We start from the raw sequence: 20,630 nt of genomic DNA on the forward strand, positions 1-20,630 counted from the left end.
TTATCTTGAGGATAAAATTTTATGGGGCTTTTGATCTTTGTTTTAATCATCATTGCATTGGTGATTGGTGCAATCATGATTCGCAACAATATTGTTCGACATCACAATGCAACCATTCGTGCATGGTCAGATGTAGCTAGCTATGAACGTCAAAAAATCAAAATTTTAGATGGATTACAGCCTTTGGTTGAGCAATATTCCAATTTTGAACAAGGGACTTTGGCAAAAGTCACTGAACTCCGTCAAAACATTATGAATTTGAACGTAAACAGTACCGATGTCAGCCAATTACAGCGTATTGAAGCCTTAAATCAAGATCTAATGCGCAGCCTGAATGTTGTGGTTGAAAACTATCCAGAGCTCAAAGCCAATGATATTTATCTGAAAATGATGAATGAAATTGAAGAACAAAACGAAAATGTCGGTGCGGCGATTACTATTTTTAACCGCAACGTTGAGTTGTTCAACAACCACATTCAAGTGTTTCCTAACAATATTATTAATACGCTATTGCTGAGTAAAAAAGCGGTTCGCCCTTTCCGCGATCAAGCTGCCAGCCAAAATTTTGATTATCGTCCGAACTTTTAAGTTCGGGCTTTAATGCACAAAAGTAAAAAAATAATGATGAGGTGATCAAGCACCTCCAAAACTAGAAAGAAAAATAAAATATGCAAAATCAAATTAATGCACTGAAAAATGTGCTGATTCAGGCGTTTTTCAAACTCTATGAGCAGCACCAAGACGACCATATTTACGCATGTACGTTGGTGTTCAATCCCTATTTTTCCATGGACTATATCGCAGTCTCTACGCAGCGTAGTATTTTTGTCGAAGATGAAGATTCTGCTCAATATCTTGCAGCGCATGATCGATGGAATGTGTCGAAATGGCGCTATCGTAGCCTACTGGCTTTAAGTCAAGACTTGGCGCAGTTCAAACTGACATCTGTAAATGAAGTGGGCCATTTAAACCTTGATCCATCTTCTATAAAAATTACGATAAAGTCTGAATCGGCTAACCATCTTTCAATCTTGCTCAATGCCATACAACAAACAAAATTCGACTTGGTTCAGTCCTACGGCATAGAACTGGACAATATTCTGTTTTTTATCACGGTCCCGACACAGCCCGAAATAGAAATTTATTCAGCTCAGGTTTTAAATCCTCCAAGTACACAACTTGACGATTTTCTCAAATCCAAACAACCCCTCAAGCTCGACAGTTTACCCAAGCGTATGAAGCTGTCTCAGTATGATAAAGACCTGCTGATTGATTTGGCTCAAATCGTTGAAATACAACCTTATAACTATTTACATGTAGCTAATGAAGTCTATCTTTTAAGCTTAGAAAAAAGCTATGCAACCACGAATCCTTATATTCAAAAGCTTATTGACAGTATCGTGGCCATGACATCGGACCCGAAAGGCACATTTGCGATGGAAAAAGAAGAAATTTTGCAGCGAATTAACCAGTTCTATTTTAATGCCAAGAGTTCAGATGGAGCCTTGTCACAAGACGCAATCTATAAATTTACAGACTTAACACCCGACAAAGCTAGCGTTTAACCGCAGAATCAAGGAAAATAGAGCACTTTTAGCACTCTTACCATCAGCGAACTGTTTTTTCGCCTTGATCTGGACCTTGTATGAAGTTTGAAAAATTGGCGCAATCGGGCCGTGCTCGTCGCGGCCGTTTAACCCTTGAACATGGTGTTGTTGAAACACCTATGTTCATGCCTGTCGGTACTTACGGTACTGTAAAAGGCATGCTCCCACGTGACATTAAAGAAATTAAATCCCAAGTTATTTTGGGCAATACCTTCCATTTATATCTTCGCCCAGGCCTAGATGTCATTCGTGAACATGGTGGTTTACACCAATTCATGAAATGGAATAACCCGATTTTGACAGATTCAGGCGGTTTCCAAGTCTTCAGCCTTGGCGCTATGCGCAAAATTAAAGAAGATGGCGTAACTTTCCGCTCTCCAATTGACGGCTCTAAAGTCTTTTTATCTCCTGAAATTTCGATGGATATTCAGCACACGCTGAATTCAGACATCGTGATGATTTTTGATGAATGTACGCCTTATCCTGCGACACATGAAGAAGCGCAAAAATCATTGCAGCTTTCTTTGCGTTGGGCAAAACGCTGTAAAACTCAACATCATGACGTGCTGAAAAACCGTAATGCACTATTTGGTATTATCCAAGGCGGCATGTATGAAGATTTACGTGATGAATCTTTAAATGGTCTGAAAGAAATTGATTTTGATGGTTATGCCATTGGCGGCTTGTCTGTTGGCGAACCTAAAGAAGAAATGATCAAAGTATTGGATTATCTTCCAGAGAAAATGCCTGCGGATAAACCACGTTACTTGATGGGAGTCGGTAAACCAGAAGATATCGTAGAAGCGGTTCGTCGCGGTGTCGATATGTTTGACTGTGTAATGCCAACTCGAAATGCACGTAATGGTCATTATTTTGTGACCGACGGTTTAGTGCGTATTCGTAATGCCAAATATCGTCATGATCAAAGTCCGCTTGACCCACATTGCGACTGTTATACATGTACAAACTTCACCAAATCTTATCTCTTCCATCTTGAGAAATGCGGCGAAATGCTCGGTTCGATGCTCGGTACTATTCATAACTTACGTTATTACCTACGTCTGACCGAAGCGATGCGTGATGCTCTCGATCATGGCACTTTTGATGAGTTTGTTGAAGACTTTTATCGTCGTCGCGGCATGGAAGTGCCACCTTGTCCTCAAGATTAATTCTTTCAGCATTTGCGCTGAAGAAAAAGACAAGGTAAATTGCTGAACAAGTCCAATTTATTTATCAAAGTATTGATAACCAGTTTTTTTAGTTTAGGAAAATGAAATGAGCCTTTTTATTTCTACTGCTCACGCGGCAGGTGAAGCTGCACAGCAACCGAGCATGATGGCAAACCTGTTGATGATTGCGGTATTTGTCGCAATCTTCTACTTCTTGATCTGGCGCCCTCAATCAAAACGTGCAAAAGAACATCGTGCACTAATTGAAAGCCTAGGTGTTGGTAGTGAAGTTGTTTTTGCGGGCGGTTTAATGGGTAAAATCACAAAAATCGAAGGTGATTTTGCAGTTGTTGAACTGAACCGTGGCGTAGAAGTAAAAGTACAACGCGCAAGTGTGATTTCAGTTCTGCCTGAAGGCACTCTAAATAACCTTTAATCAAAAAATAAGTCGTGCACCCGCACGGCTTTTTTCATTTTAAGAAGAAAACGAATGCGTTACCCAGCATGGAAATATCTACTGATTCTAGTGGTACTAGTCATCAGTACATTATATGCCCTGCCAAGTTTGTATCCTGATGAACCTGCTGTTCAAATTTCAGGTGCCAAAGCCGGTACCCAGATTGACCAAAGCATCGTACAAAAAGCAGAGCAGATTTTAAAATCTGAAAATATTGCCAGCCATGACAATAGCTTCACCAATAATGCCGCTTTATTACGTGTTGATTCGAGCGAACAACAATTAAAAGCGAAAGAAGCACTACGTCGTGGGCTCGGTGAAAATTATGTTGTCGCACTGAACCTTGCGCCTACTACCCCAGAATGGCTACAAAAAATTGGTGCTAAACCAATGAAGCTGGGTCTGGATTTACGTGGTGGTGTACATTTCCTACTCGAAGTGGATATGGATAAAGCCATTTCACAACGTATGGAAACGTCTGCGGCTGACTTACGTCGCCAACTTCGTGACAATAAATTAAAATTCAATAGCTTATCTTTGAACAACAACACCATTACGATGCAATTTGCAAATAATGATGACCGTTCTGCAGCTATGGATTTCCTTCGTCGTAACGGCAATGAATATACTCAACAAGCGGTTGCAACTACTGAAGGTTCGACTCTTCGTCTAAGCTACACAGATACACGTAAACAAGAAATTCAGTCTTATGCTGTCAACCAAAACTTAACGACTTTACGTAACCGTATTAACGAGTTAGGTGTAGCGGAAGCATTAGTACAAACTCAAGGTAGCAATCGTATTGTGGTTGAATTACCGGGTGTGCAAGATACTGCTGAAGCAAAACGTGTACTTGGTCGTACTGCAAACCTTGAGTTCCGCTTAGTTTCTGATTTAAACGATCAATATATCGATCCTTACACAGGTCAAGCAAAAGGCTCATTACCGCCAGGTACAGAAGCATTTGCTTATGAATCTTTGGACAGCGGTCGTCAATTATTGCTTAACCGTAACCGTATCTTAACAGGTGAACGTGTACAAAATGCGTCATCAGGTTTTAGCCAAGATACAGGTGGTGCTGAAGTAAATATTACTTTGGATACTGCGGGCGGTAAGTTGATGTCTGAAGCCACTCGTAATGCTGTAGGCAAACGAATGGCTGTTCTGTTCATCGAGAACAAACAAAAAATTAGTTATGTTGCAGATCCTACAACAGGCACACAAACTGAAGTTCGTACACCTTATACCGAATCTGTGGTCATCAATGCGGCAACGATTCAAGCCGTATTGGGTTCTCAGTTCCGTATTACTGGTCTGGATTCACCTCAAGAAGCGTCTGAACTTGCATTGATGTTACGTGCAGGTGCATTGGCAGCGCCAATGTACTTCGTTGAAGAACGTGTAATTGGTCCGAGTCTCGGTCAAGAAAACATTGACAAAGGCGTATTATCAACTCAAATCGGTTTCTTATTGGTTGCGATTTGGATGGTGGTCTTCTTCCGTGTGTTCGGTTTGATTGCCAACTTTGCTCTCGTGGTTAACCTTGCCATGATTTTAACCATCATGTCTTGGATTGGCGCGTCCCTCACCCTTCCGGGTATTGCAGGTATCGTGATTACCATTGGTATGGCGGTCGACGCCAACGTACTGATCTGTGAGCGGATACGAGAAGAAATTAAATGGGGTGCCTCGCCGAAACAGGCGATTGTTGCGGGTTATGATCGTGCGTATAACACCATCTTTGACTCCAACTTAACCACATTCTTGGTTGCTTTCATTCTGTTTGCAATTGGTACAGGCCCGATTAAAGGCTTCGCGGTTACCCTAATGATTGGTATTGTGTGCTCGATGTTCACAGCGATTACCGTGACACGTGCAATCGTACAAATCATTTATGGTAAAAAACGTAACCTGAAGAAGTTGAGCATTTAGGAGATCTAAGATGACTGAAAATACTCAACCGAAACAATACGGCCGTCCGGACAACGAGCGCATTATTCCGTTTATGAAGATTGCCAAACCGGCAGCCTTGATATCGATTATTTTAACGCTCGCAAGTATCTTTTTTATTTGCACCAAAGGTCTAAACCTCGGTTTGGACTTTACTGGCGGTGTGGCAGCAGAGTTGAACTATAGTCAACCAGTAAAATCTACCGATGTGAGCTCAGCGCTGACAAAAGCTGGTTTTAAAGACCCTGTGGTACAAACCTTAGGATCTGACCGCGACCTGATGGTTCGTATGCCAGTTCAAAAAGACATTGAAGCTGAAGACCTAACCAAAGCCATTACGACTGCCGCTCAATTGCCAGGCAATAAAGCAGAAGTACATAAAGTTGATGTGGTTGGTGGTCAAGTCGGTAATGAACTCTACGTGCGTTCTGCGGGCGCTGTTGGTCTTGCCCTACTGCTCATGCTGGTTTATGTCACTATTCGCTTTGAGTTCAAACTTGCGATGGGCGCTGTACTGTCTTTATTCCACGATATCGTGGTGACCATTGGTATCTTTGCTATGATGCAGTGGCCGTTTGACTTAACAGTTTTGGCTGCGCTACTCGCGATTATCGGCTTCTCGCTCAACGATAACATCGTTGTATCTGACCGTATTCGTGAAAACTTCCGTAAGATTCGCGGTGCTGAACCTCTTGAAGTTGTGAACAGTGCTTTGACTGAAACACTTCGCCGTACCATTCACACCTCTATGACACTGTTACTGGTTGTTGTAGCGATGATGGTACTGGGCGGTGATGGTCTGAAATGGTTCTCTGTTGCAATGTTTGTTGGTGTATTTGTGGGTACATATTCATCAATTTACATTGGTACAGCCTTCGCGTTATGGCGTGGCCTGAACCGTCAAGACTTCATTGTACAAGTGAAGCCTGAATTTGAAGAAGAAGAGATTCCTTAAGCTTTTCGACTTATAGTTCAAATCAAAACCCATCTTCGGATGGGTTTTTTTATGCGACTACGTTAAATAAATGAGCTAGGTAAGATCGCAATAATAGGATGTAATTTTTCAATATCGGATTGCAGGAATTCCACCTGTCGTTTTTGGTCTAGACTTGCAAATTGCCACGTGTCATCTGTTTGCTGTATCACGTTTAAAATAAGATTTAAGCCATTCCGCAAATATACACAGGCTAGATCCGATCTCTCCACTCCTCGCCTTTCATCACAGACCACAAGCCAACCCTCTTGTAATACAGGGGCATAATACGACGCTGTGATGCGAATAAAATATAAGCCTTGAGTGTTTTTAAATAATGCTGAATATTGAGATGCATTATTTGAAATCGGTTTTAATGAAAATGCCTGTGTCTCAACCACCTGCATTTCAAAAAGGACCAAGCTTGCTTGCTCCTCAGTGCACTTGTCTTGTTCTATAAACTGAACCTCATTATCTAAACTTCCCTTAATGAGTCCCAATTGTGACTCTAACTCACGTGCAAATTTCTCTCCAATCTGCCGATGACTATTTAATAATTGGGAAATTAAAGGAACTGCTAAGCCAAAATGTTCACACACGGCTTTGCCATTTTTAAAAGAGCCTGTTGCCACCCAGTGGTCAATGGCTTGTGTTAGATTCTGTCGACGCTTTTCAAAAAGCTCTGAAGGCAGCATAAGCATTCAATTTTATAATTTCTCTCCCCCAATATAATAAAAAACCCGCACGCAGCGGGTTTTTTATACAGCTTTATTTTTAGCTACCTTGTACCAAGCGACGTGCGCTGATAATGCCTGGTTGTTGCTCTAGACGTGCCAACAGTTTCGACAACTGCGCCAAGCCCTTCACTTCAATCAACAGCTTCATATTGGCAATACCATCACTTTCCGAAATCGTATTCACCTGACGAATGTTGATTTGGTCTGAGAAAATCACTTGAGTCAAATCTTTGAGTAAACCACGACGGTCATAAGCTTCCACCACGATTTGTACACTTTGACCACGGGTTGGCTGCATTTCCCAATCTGCTTCAACGGCACGTTCAGGCTCTTGTCCAATCATACGGATATAATCCGGACATGCGACCTTATGGATACTCACGCCACGATTCAGCGTGATATAACCAGCAATCGATTCACCATGCACAGGCTGACAACATTGAGCAATGTGTAGTTCTACATTGTCCAGACCATCAATCAAAATACCATGCGCCGAAAGCGTATGACTTGCACGTGGGTTCAAGGTCGGTTTTAACACCAGTTCAGGCTCATCCTGATCGAGGTGCATATGACGGTTAACCTGATTGATTAAGGCATGTAAGCTAATGTCACCACTCACCAAGCCAATCAATATATCTTCACCCAATTTCACATTAAAATGATTGCAGTAATCATTCAAATCGATACTTTTCGGGTGAATCGCCAAACGTGACAATTCTTTATTCAGAATCTCACGTCCCACTTCCAAGTTTTTACTACGGTCTTGCTGACGGAACCAATGACGCAACTTGTCACGTGCACGAGCCGTCTTGATATAACCCAGCGAGTTCACCAACCAATCTCGGTTCGGTTCACGATCTTTCTTGGTTAAAATCTCGACCTGCTCCCCAGTTTTTAGGGTATAGGTTAGAGGCACATAACGTTGGTTCACCCGTGCTGCATAGCACTTGTTACCCACTTCAGTATGCACATGATAGGCAAAGTCGAGCACAGTCGAACCGCGTGGTAATTCTTTGATATCACCGTCACGACTAAACACATAGATTTTCTCAAAATCTTCAAACTCTTGGATTTGTTCGAAGTTTTCAGAATCTTCATCTTCTTTATGTGCGCTGGCATCATTTCGTTCTTGATAATGTTCAAGCACTGCACGCAAAGAATGTAAGCGATGATTAAATGAATAATCTGTGGTTTTAGAGCCTTCTTTATAGTTAAAGTGCGAACACACCCCGAGTTCAGCTTCTTCGTGCATATTGTGCGTACGAATTTGCACTTCTAAAGATTTGTTCTCTGCAATCACGGCCGTGTGCAGTGAGCGATAACCATTGGCTTTCGGGTTGGTAATATAATCATCGAACTGATGCGGAATATGACGCCAAATCTGATGAACGATCCCCAGTGTATGATAACACTCAGGTACATTATCCACCAAAACACGAACCGCTCGAATGTCATAAAGCTGATCAAAGCTCAGGTTCTTACTCTTCATTTTTCGATAAATCGAATAAATGTGTTTAACCCGACCATTAATCTCGGCCTCAATGCCATGATCTAACAGTTCTTTACGCAACTTTTCTGTTACGAACTGAATATATTGTTCACGCTCTAAACGTTTTTCATTTAGTAAGGATGCAATTTCTTTATAACGTTCAGGTGCTAGATAACGGAAAGCGAGATCTTCAAGCTCCCACTTAAGCTGTGCAATCCCTAAACGGTGCGCGAGCGGCGAGTAAATGGTTAAAATTTCTCGTGCGACACGCTCTTGACGCTCTTTGGTTGAATGCGCTAACTCACGTAATGCATAGGTACGTTCAGAAAGTTTGATTAATACAACGCGAACATCTTCGGTCACCGAAATCAGCATTTTATAAATGCCAGTCAAATGTTCACGCTGGTTATTATTAAAATGATCTTCTAAACGTTTATTTTGCTCAATCAGGTCAGACAACTTACCCATGGCAAGCGTGCCTTTCACCAAAGCATGCACTTGATCGCCAAATTTGCTTTGGACTTCTTCTAAACTGGTTACGCCTTCACGAACACTTCGATACAGCATGGCTGCTGATAACGTATCTTCATCCGCATACAGATGAGCAAGAATATCCGCCATTTCAATACCGGTATAGAAGGTATTTGAGCGATGGTTGACCGTTGTTTCAAGTTCATTCTGTAAGGTCAGATGTGCAACTTCTTCGAGTTGCTTTAGAGGAGCCCCGTCAAACATGCCACTCACACGTTCTAGCCATTCAGCTAGATCATGCTGTGCTTGCTCGGCATGTTCTACAGTCGTTTCCTGTGACAACTCATTGAGACGTCCAGGTAATTGTTCACGTACTGTGACCATACCCTACTCCTAGTTTTCTACGCTTCATAACTTTTGATCGTTTATCTGATTTTCTTTTTCGAACAAAGCAATCGATTCGACATGCCCTGTATGGGTAAACATGTCCATGACACCCGCTTTTTTCAAACGGTAGCCTTGTTGTACCAGCATTCCAGCATCGCGTGCTAGTGTTGCAGGATTACATGACACATAAACGATTCTTTTTGCACCAAATTTGGGCACATAACGCATTATTTCTTCTGCACCAGAACGTGGTGGGTCTATCAATAATGCATCAAATCCTTGTTTTGCCCAAGAATGATGCGAAAAATCTTTTGTTAAATCTTGTGAATAAAATTTCAGTTGCGAAAGGCCATTGTTTTGTGCATTTTCTGCACCACGCTGAACCATTTCTTCACTCCCTTCAACTGCAACGACTTGACCCGTTGAACCCACACATTGAGCAAGTGGTAAAGAAAAGTTTCCTAAACCACAAAACAGATCTAGAACTCGCTCACCTTGTTGTAACTGAAGCAATTCACATGCCAGTTTCACCATTTGCGGATTAATCGTGGAATTCACTTGTGTGAAGTCTTGAGGATTAAAGCCAAATTCCACACCAAAGTCACTTAGACCATAGTGCAGACGCATCGGTGCATCGGGATAATCCACGCGATGTAAGCTGTCTGGCCCTTCAGGTTGTAAGTACAGTTGCCACTCTTTATGTAACGCAAATTTTACTAATTGGTTGACATCTTCCGCGCAAAGTTCCGCCGTATGACGAATCAGGAGGGCAATTTCTTGATCTCCCATGGCCAGTTCAATATGCCCAATATCTGCTTTACCTTGCAGACTTTGTAACAATTGTTTGAGTGTGGTGATTGAGCCAAACTCACGATCCAACACCATACAACGGTCAATCGAAGTCAGTTTATTTGACTGGCTCTCACGAAAGCCGACCACGAGCTTATCTTTTGCAGGTAGGTAACGCACACCGATACGTGCTTTGCGACGGTAATCTTCACGCAATGAACGTAACGGAGCTAACCATTGATCAGGCTGAATGCCGGCAAAATGTTGCAAATGTGATTGTAAAACATCTTGTTTTAAACGAATTTGCTCGTCGGGATGGATATGTTGCATGCTACAACCACCGCAGACCCCATAATGTGGGCAGGCCGGTTTTACTCGTAGTGTAGACTCTTCACTCAGCAACTCCAGACTGTCTGCTTCTTCAAGGCGCTTAACGACATTGGTAATACGCGCACGCACGGTTTCACCCGGCAAGGCATAACGGATAAAGACTTTCTTACCGTGTTTTTCTGCAGGATGATCTGGATGCGTCCCAAAGTGCGCTATGCCTCGCCCCTCATGTGAAAGCGATTCAACCTGAAATGTATAAATGGGTTGTTGGGCTTTTTGGGGTTTGGCTTTGTGTTTCATGCGTACCTAATGTGTGGAAGATGGGAAATCAGATTGGGTGAATTCGGTACGTTGCGAGGTTTGCTGCCATACCAATAAAAAGTCAGCGTGTTGCGGCTGAGTTTGTAAATATTGAATCGTACTTTGAATCAAGTGCTGATGATCATTCAATAATAACTGCCCTTTCAGCAACAGCCAGCGTAAATAAATCAACCATGTATTGAGCACATCGCCTTCACAGTAGCTGGTCAGTTCAGTCCACTGTTGTTCACGTACATATTCAGGCACATGGTAGCCACCATCACCACGTTTACCAGGGAAACCAAGTAAATGTGCTGCATCGTCAAGTTTTTGAAAATGACGACCATGGAACATGGCCATGACATCCATCAAATCTACATGACGATGATGATAACGATTCTGGTAGTTATTATAGCGCTTTTGCGTATCAATCTCTCCCTGATCGAACAAACTTGGTGCAGATAGTCCGTGATACATGGCACGGAACAAAATCACAGGCAAATCAAACTGTGAACCGTTCCAACTGACCAAGGTCGGATGACGCTTTTCAAAAATAGAAACGAATTTTTTTAAAATTTCAGCTTCGCTATTGTCTTCACGGCTAAATGAAAACAACTTCATGCCCTTTTCATCAATCCATAGTCCAGAGATACAGACAATTTCATGCAAGGCCAAACGCTGAAAATCCGTGCCCGCCTCTTGGCGACGCAGTTTAGTCAGCGCAGCATCTAGATCCACCTCAGGCAGATCCAGTCCATACAAATGCGCACCTGACTTCAAATCTGTCAGTGTTTCGATATCAAAAATTAAAACAGGTAAACGCATAAGTACTCACCAGTGCCGATCGGCCACTGTAATTATTCAGGATCAACAACAGAGAATAGACCAGTAGACAAGTATCGGTCACCACGGTCACATACGATGCAAACAATCACGGCATCCGGATTTTCTTCAGCCAATTTAACTGAAGCCCATACCGCACCACCCGATGAGGTACCTGCACTGATACCTTCTGTACGTGCTAAACGACGAGCTGTTTTTTCCGCTTCAATTTGCGGAATATCCATAATGCGATCAACACGTGAAGGGTCAAAAATCGTAGGAAGATATTCTTGTGGCCAACGGCGAATACCGGCAATGTTTGAACCTTCAGACGGTTGTAAACCAACAATTTGAATATCCGGATTTTGTTCTTTTAAATATTTCGAAATCCCCATAATGGTCCCGGTGGTTCCCATTGAGCTGACGAAATGTGTAATTTTACCACCTGTTTGTTTCCAAATTTCAGGCCCAGTAGTAAGGTAATGTGCTTCCACATTGTCTGGGTTACCAAACTGGTTTAGGACTAAACCTTTGCCGTCTTTTTCCATTTGAAGGGCAAGATCACGTGCTTCTTCCATGTTTTCTGATTCGATCAGTTCAGCACCGTAGGCACGCATGGCATCTTTACGCTCTTGGCTAGAACTTGCGGGCATGATCAAAGTCATTTTATAGCCACGCATTGCTGCAACCATGGCTAAAGCAATCCCCGTATTTCCGCTCGTCGCTTCAATCAACGTATCACCCAGTTTAATCTGACCACGCTTTTCCGCTTGCATAATCATGTTATATGCAGGGCGATCTTTGACCGAACCCGCTGGGTTATTGCCTTCTAACTTGGCTAATACTGTTGCTTGAGTATGACTTGCCAGACGCTGTAAACGCACTAACGGCGTGTTGCCGACGTAATGGTCTAATAAAAAATCGTCTGCTTGAAAATCAGGGGTTGTATTACTCATTATTCACACCTATATCGAGGTGCGCCTATTGTATGAAAAAATGCCTTTGCCTGCACCCATTTGCCTCGCTTTTTCGCGAAAGTAATTAAAGCGCAATCAGTTTTAAATAATCCATGCTAATATTCGGGGCATAAGGAATAAACTGCTTAAACCATGTCAAATATCAACAAAAAGCTTTTTAAACGCCTACACTTAAATCATGCCTATGGTCAGTTGATTGCACTTATTTTCGTGCCGATCACCATTTTGGCCTGTGTCGGTGCAATGTTGGTAATAACAGAAACCTCCAATGCAGCCAAAGCACAACAAAAACAAATGGCTGTCGCGATCCTGACGCGCTATCAACCCACGTCAGAATCTGCCATAGAGTTACTCAACCATTATCCGTGGCAGTTTGATCAAGCTCGTAATGCCATGCAAAGCATGTTGAACGAAAAACATTTGATTCGTGCTGCGATTATAGATTTCAAAGGCAATAACCGCCTGAGCATTGGCTTTCAAGATCAAGCTATTTGGCCTGCTTTTGAGAGTAAAGCATCTTTTATTGGACCAATTCCACATCAGGGTAACCATGTTTATGCCCTGAAAATTTCAGATTCAACCCAGACGCCGGCATGGTTAAGCATTGAACTGGATAATCAACCGCTGCAAATTGCCCGCTATCGCGTGTTAATCGTGTTGATTGCAACAGGTTTATTGACACTCTTATTACTTTTGCTGTGTTTGAATTTTTATTCACGTCGTTGGATCGCACCAATGTACGAAATTCGCATGCAGTTACAACGTTTAAATGCCGATACTCTAGATCAGCACATGATCATTAACAGTACTGGCGAGCTCCGTTTATTACAGCGTGATATTGCCAATGTGGTTAAACGCTTACATTTCAGCTTTTTAGAACTGCGTGAACATACCGAACAAACGGAAGATGACTTAAGACGCACGCTTGATACTTTAGAAGTGCAAAATATTACCTATCGTCAAGCACGTGACCAAGCAATCCATGCCAATCAGTCGAAGTCGGTGTTCTTGGCCAATATTTCCCATGAACTGCGCACGCCACTCAACAGTATTGATGGCTTTATTCATCTTTTACTGCGCCAAGGCAACCTCAGTAATGAACAAAATTTATATCTACAAACGATTCGTAAATCTTCTGCGCACTTATTGGCTTTAATTAATGATGTGCTTGATTTCTCCAAAATTGATGCAGGTAAATTAGAACTTGAAACTGCGCAATTTGACTTAGAAGAAGCCGTCTTTGATGTGATGGATATGTTGTCACCATTGGCAGCACAAAAGCACATCGATATGACCTTCTACTATGCGGACAATGTGCCGAAATTTGTGGTTGGTGATGCCCTTCGCTTCAAACAAATTTTGACCAACTTAATTTCAAATGCGATTAAATTCACTCCAGATGGTGAAATTATTGTCCGTGTCCGTATGGAGCATGATGACATCGGTCAATGTCTGCTGCACTTTAGTGTCCAAGACAGTGGTATCGGCCTAAGCGGTACTGACCGCAAGAAACTGTTTGAATCCTTCTCACAAGGTGATGCATCTGTGACCCGTCAATTTGGCGGTACAGGTTTAGGTCTTGCCATCTCCAAACAATTGGTCAGCCTAATGCATGGACAAATTGGTTTTGAAGATAACCAAGAACGTGCCCCAACGGAAAAAGGTTCAACCTTCTGGTTTACTGCGCGCTTTGTGGTCGATGAAGAAATTGAAATTGTGCATCCACAATTTAGCAATCTACAAGTCGTTTCCTACTTAGCACATCCAGCAACCGCCAATGTCCTGCGTCATTACTTAGAAAATTATGATGTTGAACATATTGAAACGCAGTCAATCCTAGATTTATTTAGCCGACTCAATCAGTTGCAAACCAACGAAAATACCTGGTTGATCGTCGATCATAGTGGTGACTCCGAAGCTTTACTGAAAGAAATTCGTCATCGTTATAGCGGTAACTTAGCGGTTTATGGCTACCAAATGATGCTCGATCCAAACATGTTGAACGAGTACCGTGCTCGCCCATTGCATCAACCCCTCAGCCGTACAGCGCTGATTCAGTTGTTGAGTAATGAGCCGTGGTTTGATCATGAGCAACATGAAGAATTTAATGGTCAAGGTCTGCACATTTTGGCTGTCGACGACCATTTACCAAACCTGATTGTACTTGAAGCCCTGCTCTCTGAGCTGAATGTGAAAACCACCAAGGCTTTAAGTGGACAAGAAGCCATTGAAATCATTCAAGCTCGCCAAGAGCAAGGTTTGGCAGCTTTTGACCTCATCTTTATGGATATTCAAATGCCTGTGATGTCAGGTGTTGATACCACGCGTGCCATTCGATCACTTGAGTCGACCTTTGAAAATCATAAGCGCCTTCCTATCATCGCTTTGACGGCACATGCGCTCTCTGATGAAAAACAAAAGCTTCTGCAAAGTGGTATGGATGACTATGTCACCAAGCCCATTCAAATGGATCAAATTATTCAAATCTTGACTCAATGGACTACCGATAACTTTAAGAAAGTACCGGTTTTAGAGCGCAGTTCGGTGATTGAAGCTCTAGAGCCAAGTATTTTAGATTGGCAGCAAAGCTTGCAGTTGGCCGCGAATAAAGAAGACCTTGCGGTCGATTTACTGAAAATGCTCGTCGATAGCTTTGAGCAAGAAACCCATGAAATGGCACAGCTCATAGAAGATGAAGATTTTCCACAATTAGAGCATGTACTACATCGGCTTTATGGCGCAACCCGCTATGTGGGCGCTCCAACCCTCCAAGAGGTTTCAGGTCAATTTGAGCAATTTGTTTCGACCTTACGTAAGGAACGCCGTAAAGCAGATGACGCTTTTGTCCAAGAAACCCTGAACCGTTTTGATGAGTTAAAAAATGTCATGGCTCAAGTTGAACACGCAGCTCAACAAATCTTAGCCAAACAAAATAATTAAGCACAGTCCGACTAAAGTCAGTGCCGTCCAGCTTCTGTTGTGACTGCACTGTCATGTATCCTATCAGGGTGCATGCTATGCTCGGGCGCAGAAACAACAAGAGTAATTACCATGGCTTTATTACGTGTAGAAAAAAATAATGGCATTGCAACGGTTTACTTAAACCGTCCAGAAAAACGTAATGCAATGAGCTTTGCATTGCTCAAAGAATTGGTCAGCACCGCTGAAAAATTAAAAAAAGATCGTAGCTTACGCTGTGTCATTTTAACCGGTGAAGCCAATGTATTTAGTGCTGGCATTGATTTGGCTGACCTAAATGATCCGAAAAATCGTGCCTATGCTGCATGGGAACTGTTAAAACCCGGTCAAAGTTTATTTCAAAAAGCTTTTCTGATTTGGCAGCAACTTCCTGTGCCGGTGATTGCCGCACTTGAAGGCTTTTGCTTTGGTGCAGGCATGCAACTTGCCTTGGCTGCCGATATCCGTATTGCCCACCCGAAAACGCAAATGTCGATTATGGAAAGTCGTTGGGGCTTAGTCCCTGATATGGGCTTAACCCGCTCACTCAAAGGTGTGATTGGACTGGATTTAGCCAAAGAATTAACCCTTACAGCACGTATTTTTGACGCAGAATATGCCAAGGAAATTGGATTGGTGACACATTTAAATGAACAACCTTTGCTTCAGGCGCAGCAGTTAGCCGAAGAATTATCACAACGTTCTCCAGATGCTTTGGCAGCAGCAAAACAAGTCTTAGATGCCATGGAACATAGTCCAAAACGATCTTTACGCTTAGAAAAAATCTGGCAATTAAAATTACTGCTCGGCAAAAACAGCCAATTGGCACGTAAAAAAGACAAGAACCCTGAGGTTCAGTTTTTACCACGCCAATATAAGTAAAATAGTCACACAGGATAGATTGAGTACAGCACATGGCGTTTGATCGTAATACAAAAATTGCATTTTTAGGTATGGGGCTGATGGGTAGCCGCATGGCCACGCGCCTCATTCAGGCAGGATTTGAAGTTGCGGTGTGGAACAGAACTGCTGCTGCGTGTGATGAGTTGATTGCGATTGGCGCGACAGCGCTTCAATTGGAGAAGATTGCCCATTATCCTGTGGTTTTATCTTGTCTCGCAGATGATGCTGTTGTTGCCGCGGTGTATGCAAGCATCGAAAATCATTTAGCGGCAGGACAAATTATTGTCGACTTCTCGAGTCTTTCTGTGAATCAAACTCATCAATTGGCTCATGCTGCAACGTTGAAACAAGTCACTTGGATTGACTCTCCTGTTTCGGGGGGCACAGCAGGCGCTGAGCAAGGCACTTTGGTCATCTTTGCCGGCGGTGATGCTCAAACGATTCAAGATTTGAGTCTGATCTACAATGTTTTATCACAACGTGTTACCCGCATGGGCGACTCAGGTACAGGTCAAGCCACCAAAATTTGTAATCAGCTGATCGTCGCTGCCAATAGCACGTTAATCGCAGAAGCCGTCGCATTAGCCGAGAAATCAGGTGTAGACACCACGTTATTAGCACCAGCACTTGCTGGTGGATTTGCAGACTCAAAGCCTTTTCAGATTTTAACTCCACGTATGGCAACGCATCAGTTCGAGCCCGTGCAATGGAAAGTTCAAACTTTATCTAAAGACCTGAATAATGCAGTCCAACTGGCTGCCCAGTTTGAATTAAGCATCCCTGTTGCCAGCCTTGCTTTATCGCAACTCAAAGCCCATCAGGACAATGGTTTTGCAGAAAAAGATTTAGCCACCATCATTCAACATGTCGAACATAACTAACGACTTTCACTTTAGAAGTAAATTGCTTCAAGGACGATATACATGACTCAGCTCGCGGTTAATTTATCCATGATTTTTACCGAAGTGCCATTGTTAGAGCGTTTTGCGTTGGCTCGTGAACACGGTTTTAAGCATGTAGAAATTCAGTTTCCGTATGAGCTGAGTATTGAGCAAATCCAAACCCAGCTCACTATCAATGATTTAAGCCTGTGTTTAATTAATGTCCCTGCGGGTGATTTGATGCAAGGCGGCGATGGTCTTGCGGGAGTTCCGGGGCGTGAAAATCAATTTCATCAAGCCTTAGAACAATGCATTCGCTATGCCACTGCGTTAAATGTACCGAGTGTCAATATTTTAGCCGGCAAACAGCCACAAGATGCTGACTTGCTCCCATGTTTAAATACCTTGTCGAGCAACCTCAAACTGGCGTGCCACATGTTGTCTGAACATCATATTCAACCGGTATTTGAAATGATTAATGGCACTGATATGCCGCGCTTTTTGGTCCAAAATATTGCCCAAGCTCAGGAAATGCTTGAAGCTGTACAACACTCTACTTTGAAGATGCAATATGACTGCTACCACATGGCGATGATGGGTGAAGATATTCTCAGTACTTTGGCAGAAAATATTCAGGATATCGGTCACATACAGTTTGCTGACTGTCCGGGGCGACATGAACCTGACTCAGCGCAGATTCCATTTGCAGAGATTTTTAAATGGTTAGATCAAAGCCAATATACAGGTTACATCGCGGCTGAATACCGACCACGAAGCAACTCATCACATTCTTTTGCGTGGAAAGACAAATACTTCCCTCATTTAGCCAATGGTCAATGACGTGTTGATTTGAAATTCAGCAACAAAACCGCTATATTAGACCATGTAAAATTGTCAGGAAATCATACCCTCTATGAATTTAGAACCATCGCCCAGCGCTTCTAATTCTCTCGATCTCGCAAATATCAAAGATGTACAAGCTTGTTTAGCTGTTGTACGTAAAGCACTTGAAGATGTAAAAGCCAAAGATATTGTTGAACTTGATATCAAAGCAATCAGCAACGTAGCAGATGCGATTGTTATTGCGAGCGGTACTTCAACTCGTCACATTAAGTCTCTTGCAGACAACGTGGCAGAAGAAGCACGTAAAGCTGGATTCCGCCCTATCGGTGTTGAAGGCGAACGTGATGCAGAATGGATCCTGATTGATCTCGGTTTTGTAGTGGTACATGTGATGTTACCTACAGCACGTAAATTCTATGATTTAGAAAGCTTATGGCGTACAGCTCCAGAAACTGTAGCTTAAGCTTCCAGAAAAAAGCGACCTAATTAGGTCGCTTTTTTTATCCCTTGATTTCATACACGGACAATCAGCTTCATGGTGTTTCCCCCGGCACTAAACCAGTTGATGTAAATCCACCTCAGGATAATTGGCTTTTATTTTCAGCTTGGTTTGTGCATAAACTTGGTCTGCACGCATCGGGCCATAAAAGTCACAATACACTTCATAAATGCTCGTTAAAACTTTGGCATAACTGGTCAAGGGCAAAAACTCGACAAAACTCGCCGTATTTATTTGTGCATTTGCCGCAATTGCCAGCCCGATTTCTTCTAATTGCTCAATCACATCTTGGGTGAAATCAGCCTGATCTGTAGATTTCACCGTCAGCATGACTGACTCGATAAAGCCTAAAAAAGCTTCGCTAATGGTCTCTGCAATGAGCTCGTCTTCTTGCACCTGCTCCTGTGGTTTTTCAGCACATAACAGTTCCTGCTTTTCTAAGGTAGATAACTCATACAAAACTTGCTTCAGCATATCTTTACGATAAAAGCGAAGCTCCTCTGTGGTACAGATATCATTTAAGAAGCGATTTAAGACAAATGACGGTTTCATGCTGTACTGCTGTTCCCAGTGCCGTAGCGCACTGTCGAGTAAAGTCCCATGAATAAATTGTTGTAAGCCTTTTTCTAAAGCTTCGCGGCGTTGTGCCAAATTCAACAGTTCGGTACTCATTGCTTTACTCCTGTTAATGACGCTTGGTCATATCATCCGTTTCAAAAGTCACATCTTTTTGAAACTCGGGATAAGACAATTCAGCATGTTCGGTATAGTCCAAACCACGTTGTTCATGTTGCTTACTCACCCGTAAGCCACCCAACAATTTGTCCAAGACCTTAAATACAATGAACGCAACGCCAAAGCCCCATAAAAAGGCTGCAATCACTCCAAGCCCTTGTATCGCGATGACATCGCCATTAAACATATTATTTTGAAGGAAGATCCCTGCAGCCAATGTTCCCCATGCGCCACAGAAACCATGTACCGTCACCGCATCCACCACATCATCGAGTTTCATTTTTTCCATGAGCATTGGTAGGAAGGTCACCATCACACCTGCACATAAACCGGTGATGACCGCATACAGTGGAGACATCGTTGCACAGCCTGCCGTAATGGCAACCAAGCCACCCAGTGAGGCATTGATCGTACTGCGGATCAAAATGGCTTTAGATCGGATGAGACAGAGCAACATATATGCAACCACGGCAGCACACGCCGCAAGATGCGTATTTAAAGCAATACGTCCTACGCTGACATTGGCATTCATGGTCGAGCCTGCATTAAAACCAAACCATGCTAACCATAAAATAAAACCGCCTAATGCTACCAAAGGTAAGTTATGCCCCGGTAAATAATGGCTTTGCCCATTGCGTCCAAATCGTCCCAAACGTGGACCCAATACGATAATGCCCGCTAAGGCCACCCAGCCACCCATCGAATGCACCACGGTCGAACCTGCAAAATCGATAAACCCGAGTGCTTTTAACCAACCGTCTCCGCCAAATAAACTGCCCCATGCCCAACTACCAAAGACAGGATAAATCAGACCTGACACAACGGCCGCACTCACCACATAAGCGACAAAATGAATCCGCTCTGCCATCGCACCACTGGCAATAGTGGTTGCCGTTGCAGCAAACATCATTTGGAAAAATAGAAGGCTCCATTGCCAATCATCCAGTTGATCGGGTGCAAAATGACTAAAGCCAAACCAGCCCGTGGTATTAACCCCAAACATCAGACCAAAACCCACCAGCCAAAACACCAGACCACCCAAGCAGGCATCCATGTAGTTTTTCATGAGTACGTTCACGGTATTTTTACTGCGAACTGAACCACTTTCGATCATGGCAAATCCGGCTTGCATAAAGAACACCAAGATACCACCCAGTACCACCCAAATACTGTCGAGTGAAATACGAATGTCTTGAATATTACTGGCGATTTGCGGGTCAACTGCCCATGCAGTCGATGTCAGGACACTCAGAAACAGTGCCATCAAGTATGTTTTTTTCATGATTATTCCCCCAAGAATAACCATGCTGTGCAAAAAGAATACCAAATTTCAGACAATTAATTATTTTTCAA

At 42.8% G+C, this 20,630-nt stretch carries 18 protein-coding genes; 11 read left to right on the top strand and 7 right to left on the bottom strand.

Features of this window, described 5'->3' with window-relative positions:
- The first annotated feature begins 21 nt into the window (after window positions 1-21).
- From FTU64_RS06665 to secF, 6 genes are all read left to right on the top strand, one after another.
- A complete protein-coding gene (locus FTU64_RS06665; RefSeq protein ID WP_078191268.1) occupies window positions 22-588 on the top strand; it encodes a LemA family protein in 567 nt (188 codons plus the stop codon).
- A gap of 80 nt (window positions 589-668) precedes the next feature.
- Window positions 669-1,565: a DUF4303 domain-containing protein gene (locus FTU64_RS06670; RefSeq protein WP_180059436.1), complete on the top strand. Its 897-nt coding sequence runs from the start codon at window positions 669-671 to the stop codon at window positions 1,563-1,565.
- 80 nt (window positions 1,566-1,645) lie between these two features.
- Entirely contained in the window at window positions 1,646-2,776 is a 1,131-nt protein-coding gene (gene tgt / locus FTU64_RS06675; protein WP_078191270.1) for a tRNA guanosine(34) transglycosylase Tgt, read from the top strand.
- Between the two features lie 106 nt (window positions 2,777-2,882).
- The gene (gene yajC, locus FTU64_RS06680; protein ID WP_078191271.1) at window positions 2,883-3,212 is read left to right on the top strand and encodes a preprotein translocase subunit YajC; all 330 of its coding nucleotides are present in this window, start codon (window positions 2,883-2,885) and stop codon (window positions 3,210-3,212) included.
- Window positions 3,213-3,266: 54 nt separating this feature from the next.
- The gene (gene secD / locus FTU64_RS06685; protein ID WP_078194180.1) at window positions 3,267-5,165 is read left to right on the top strand and encodes a protein translocase subunit SecD; all 1,899 of its coding nucleotides are present in this window, start codon (window positions 3,267-3,269) and stop codon (window positions 5,163-5,165) included.
- A 10-nt stretch (window positions 5,166-5,175) separates the two neighbouring features.
- Window positions 5,176-6,138, top strand: coding sequence for a protein translocase subunit SecF (gene secF / locus FTU64_RS06690; protein WP_111885820.1), 963 nt, complete (start codon window positions 5,176-5,178; stop codon window positions 6,136-6,138).
- Between the two features lie 62 nt (window positions 6,139-6,200).
- On the opposite strand, the gene FTU64_RS06695 is transcribed toward secF, so the two are convergent.
- From FTU64_RS06695 to cysM, 5 genes are all read right to left on the bottom strand, one after another.
- Window positions 6,201-6,851: a hypothetical protein gene (locus FTU64_RS06695; RefSeq protein WP_180059437.1), complete on the bottom strand. Its 651-nt coding sequence runs from the start codon at window positions 6,849-6,851 to the stop codon at window positions 6,201-6,203.
- Between the two features lie 79 nt (window positions 6,852-6,930).
- Complete coding sequence (locus FTU64_RS06700; RefSeq protein WP_078191275.1) at window positions 6,931-9,237, bottom strand: bifunctional (p)ppGpp synthetase/guanosine-3',5'-bis(diphosphate) 3'-pyrophosphohydrolase; 2,307 nt, start codon at window positions 9,235-9,237, stop codon at window positions 6,931-6,933.
- A 24-nt stretch (window positions 9,238-9,261) separates the two neighbouring features.
- Window positions 9,262-10,659, bottom strand: coding sequence for a 23S rRNA (uracil(1939)-C(5))-methyltransferase RlmD (rlmD, locus tag FTU64_RS06705; RefSeq protein WP_180059438.1), 1,398 nt, complete (start codon window positions 10,657-10,659; stop codon window positions 9,262-9,264).
- Between the two features lie 6 nt (window positions 10,660-10,665).
- A complete protein-coding gene (locus FTU64_RS06710; protein WP_078194185.1) occupies window positions 10,666-11,484 on the bottom strand; it encodes a 3'-5' exonuclease in 819 nt (272 codons plus the stop codon).
- Window positions 11,485-11,516: 32 nt separating this feature from the next.
- Complete coding sequence (cysM, locus tag FTU64_RS06715) at window positions 11,517-12,437, bottom strand: cysteine synthase CysM (RefSeq protein ID WP_180055878.1); 921 nt, start codon at window positions 12,435-12,437, stop codon at window positions 11,517-11,519.
- Between the two features lie 153 nt (window positions 12,438-12,590).
- Here cysM and FTU64_RS06720 point away from each other — a divergent pair, with 153 nt between their 5' ends.
- From FTU64_RS06720 to rsfS, 5 genes are all read left to right on the top strand, one after another.
- Window positions 12,591-15,398 (top strand): ATP-binding protein, encoded by a 2,808-nt coding sequence (locus FTU64_RS06720; protein ID WP_180055879.1) that lies wholly within the window; start codon window positions 12,591-12,593, stop codon window positions 15,396-15,398.
- A 111-nt stretch (window positions 15,399-15,509) separates the two neighbouring features.
- Window positions 15,510-16,298, top strand: coding sequence for a crotonase/enoyl-CoA hydratase family protein (locus FTU64_RS06725; RefSeq protein WP_180009005.1), 789 nt, complete (start codon window positions 15,510-15,512; stop codon window positions 16,296-16,298).
- 32 nt (window positions 16,299-16,330) lie between these two features.
- On the top strand, window positions 16,331-17,200 hold the full coding sequence (locus FTU64_RS06730; RefSeq protein ID WP_180059439.1) for an NAD(P)-dependent oxidoreductase: 870 nt from the start codon (window positions 16,331-16,333) through the stop codon (window positions 17,198-17,200).
- A 42-nt stretch (window positions 17,201-17,242) separates the two neighbouring features.
- Entirely contained in the window at window positions 17,243-18,040 is a 798-nt protein-coding gene (locus FTU64_RS06735; protein ID WP_078191282.1) for a hydroxypyruvate isomerase family protein, read from the top strand.
- A gap of 73 nt (window positions 18,041-18,113) precedes the next feature.
- Window positions 18,114-18,506 (top strand): ribosome silencing factor, encoded by a 393-nt coding sequence (gene rsfS / locus FTU64_RS06740; RefSeq protein WP_180059440.1) that lies wholly within the window; start codon window positions 18,114-18,116, stop codon window positions 18,504-18,506.
- Window positions 18,507-18,596: 90 nt separating this feature from the next.
- On the opposite strand, the gene FTU64_RS06745 is transcribed toward rsfS, so the two are convergent.
- Both FTU64_RS06745 and FTU64_RS06750 read right to left on the bottom strand, forming a co-directional pair.
- Window positions 18,597-19,214 (bottom strand): hypothetical protein, encoded by a 618-nt coding sequence (locus FTU64_RS06745; protein WP_180059441.1) that lies wholly within the window; start codon window positions 19,212-19,214, stop codon window positions 18,597-18,599.
- A 13-nt stretch (window positions 19,215-19,227) separates the two neighbouring features.
- On the bottom strand, window positions 19,228-20,559 hold the full coding sequence (locus FTU64_RS06750) for an ammonium transporter (RefSeq protein WP_180059442.1): 1,332 nt from the start codon (window positions 20,557-20,559) through the stop codon (window positions 19,228-19,230).
- Between the last annotated feature and the right edge of the window lie 71 nt (window positions 20,560-20,630).

The sequence above is a fragment of the Acinetobacter sp. YH12128 genome, from assembly GCF_013418655.1.
Lineage (GTDB): Bacteria > Pseudomonadota > Gammaproteobacteria > Pseudomonadales > Moraxellaceae > Acinetobacter > Acinetobacter amyesii.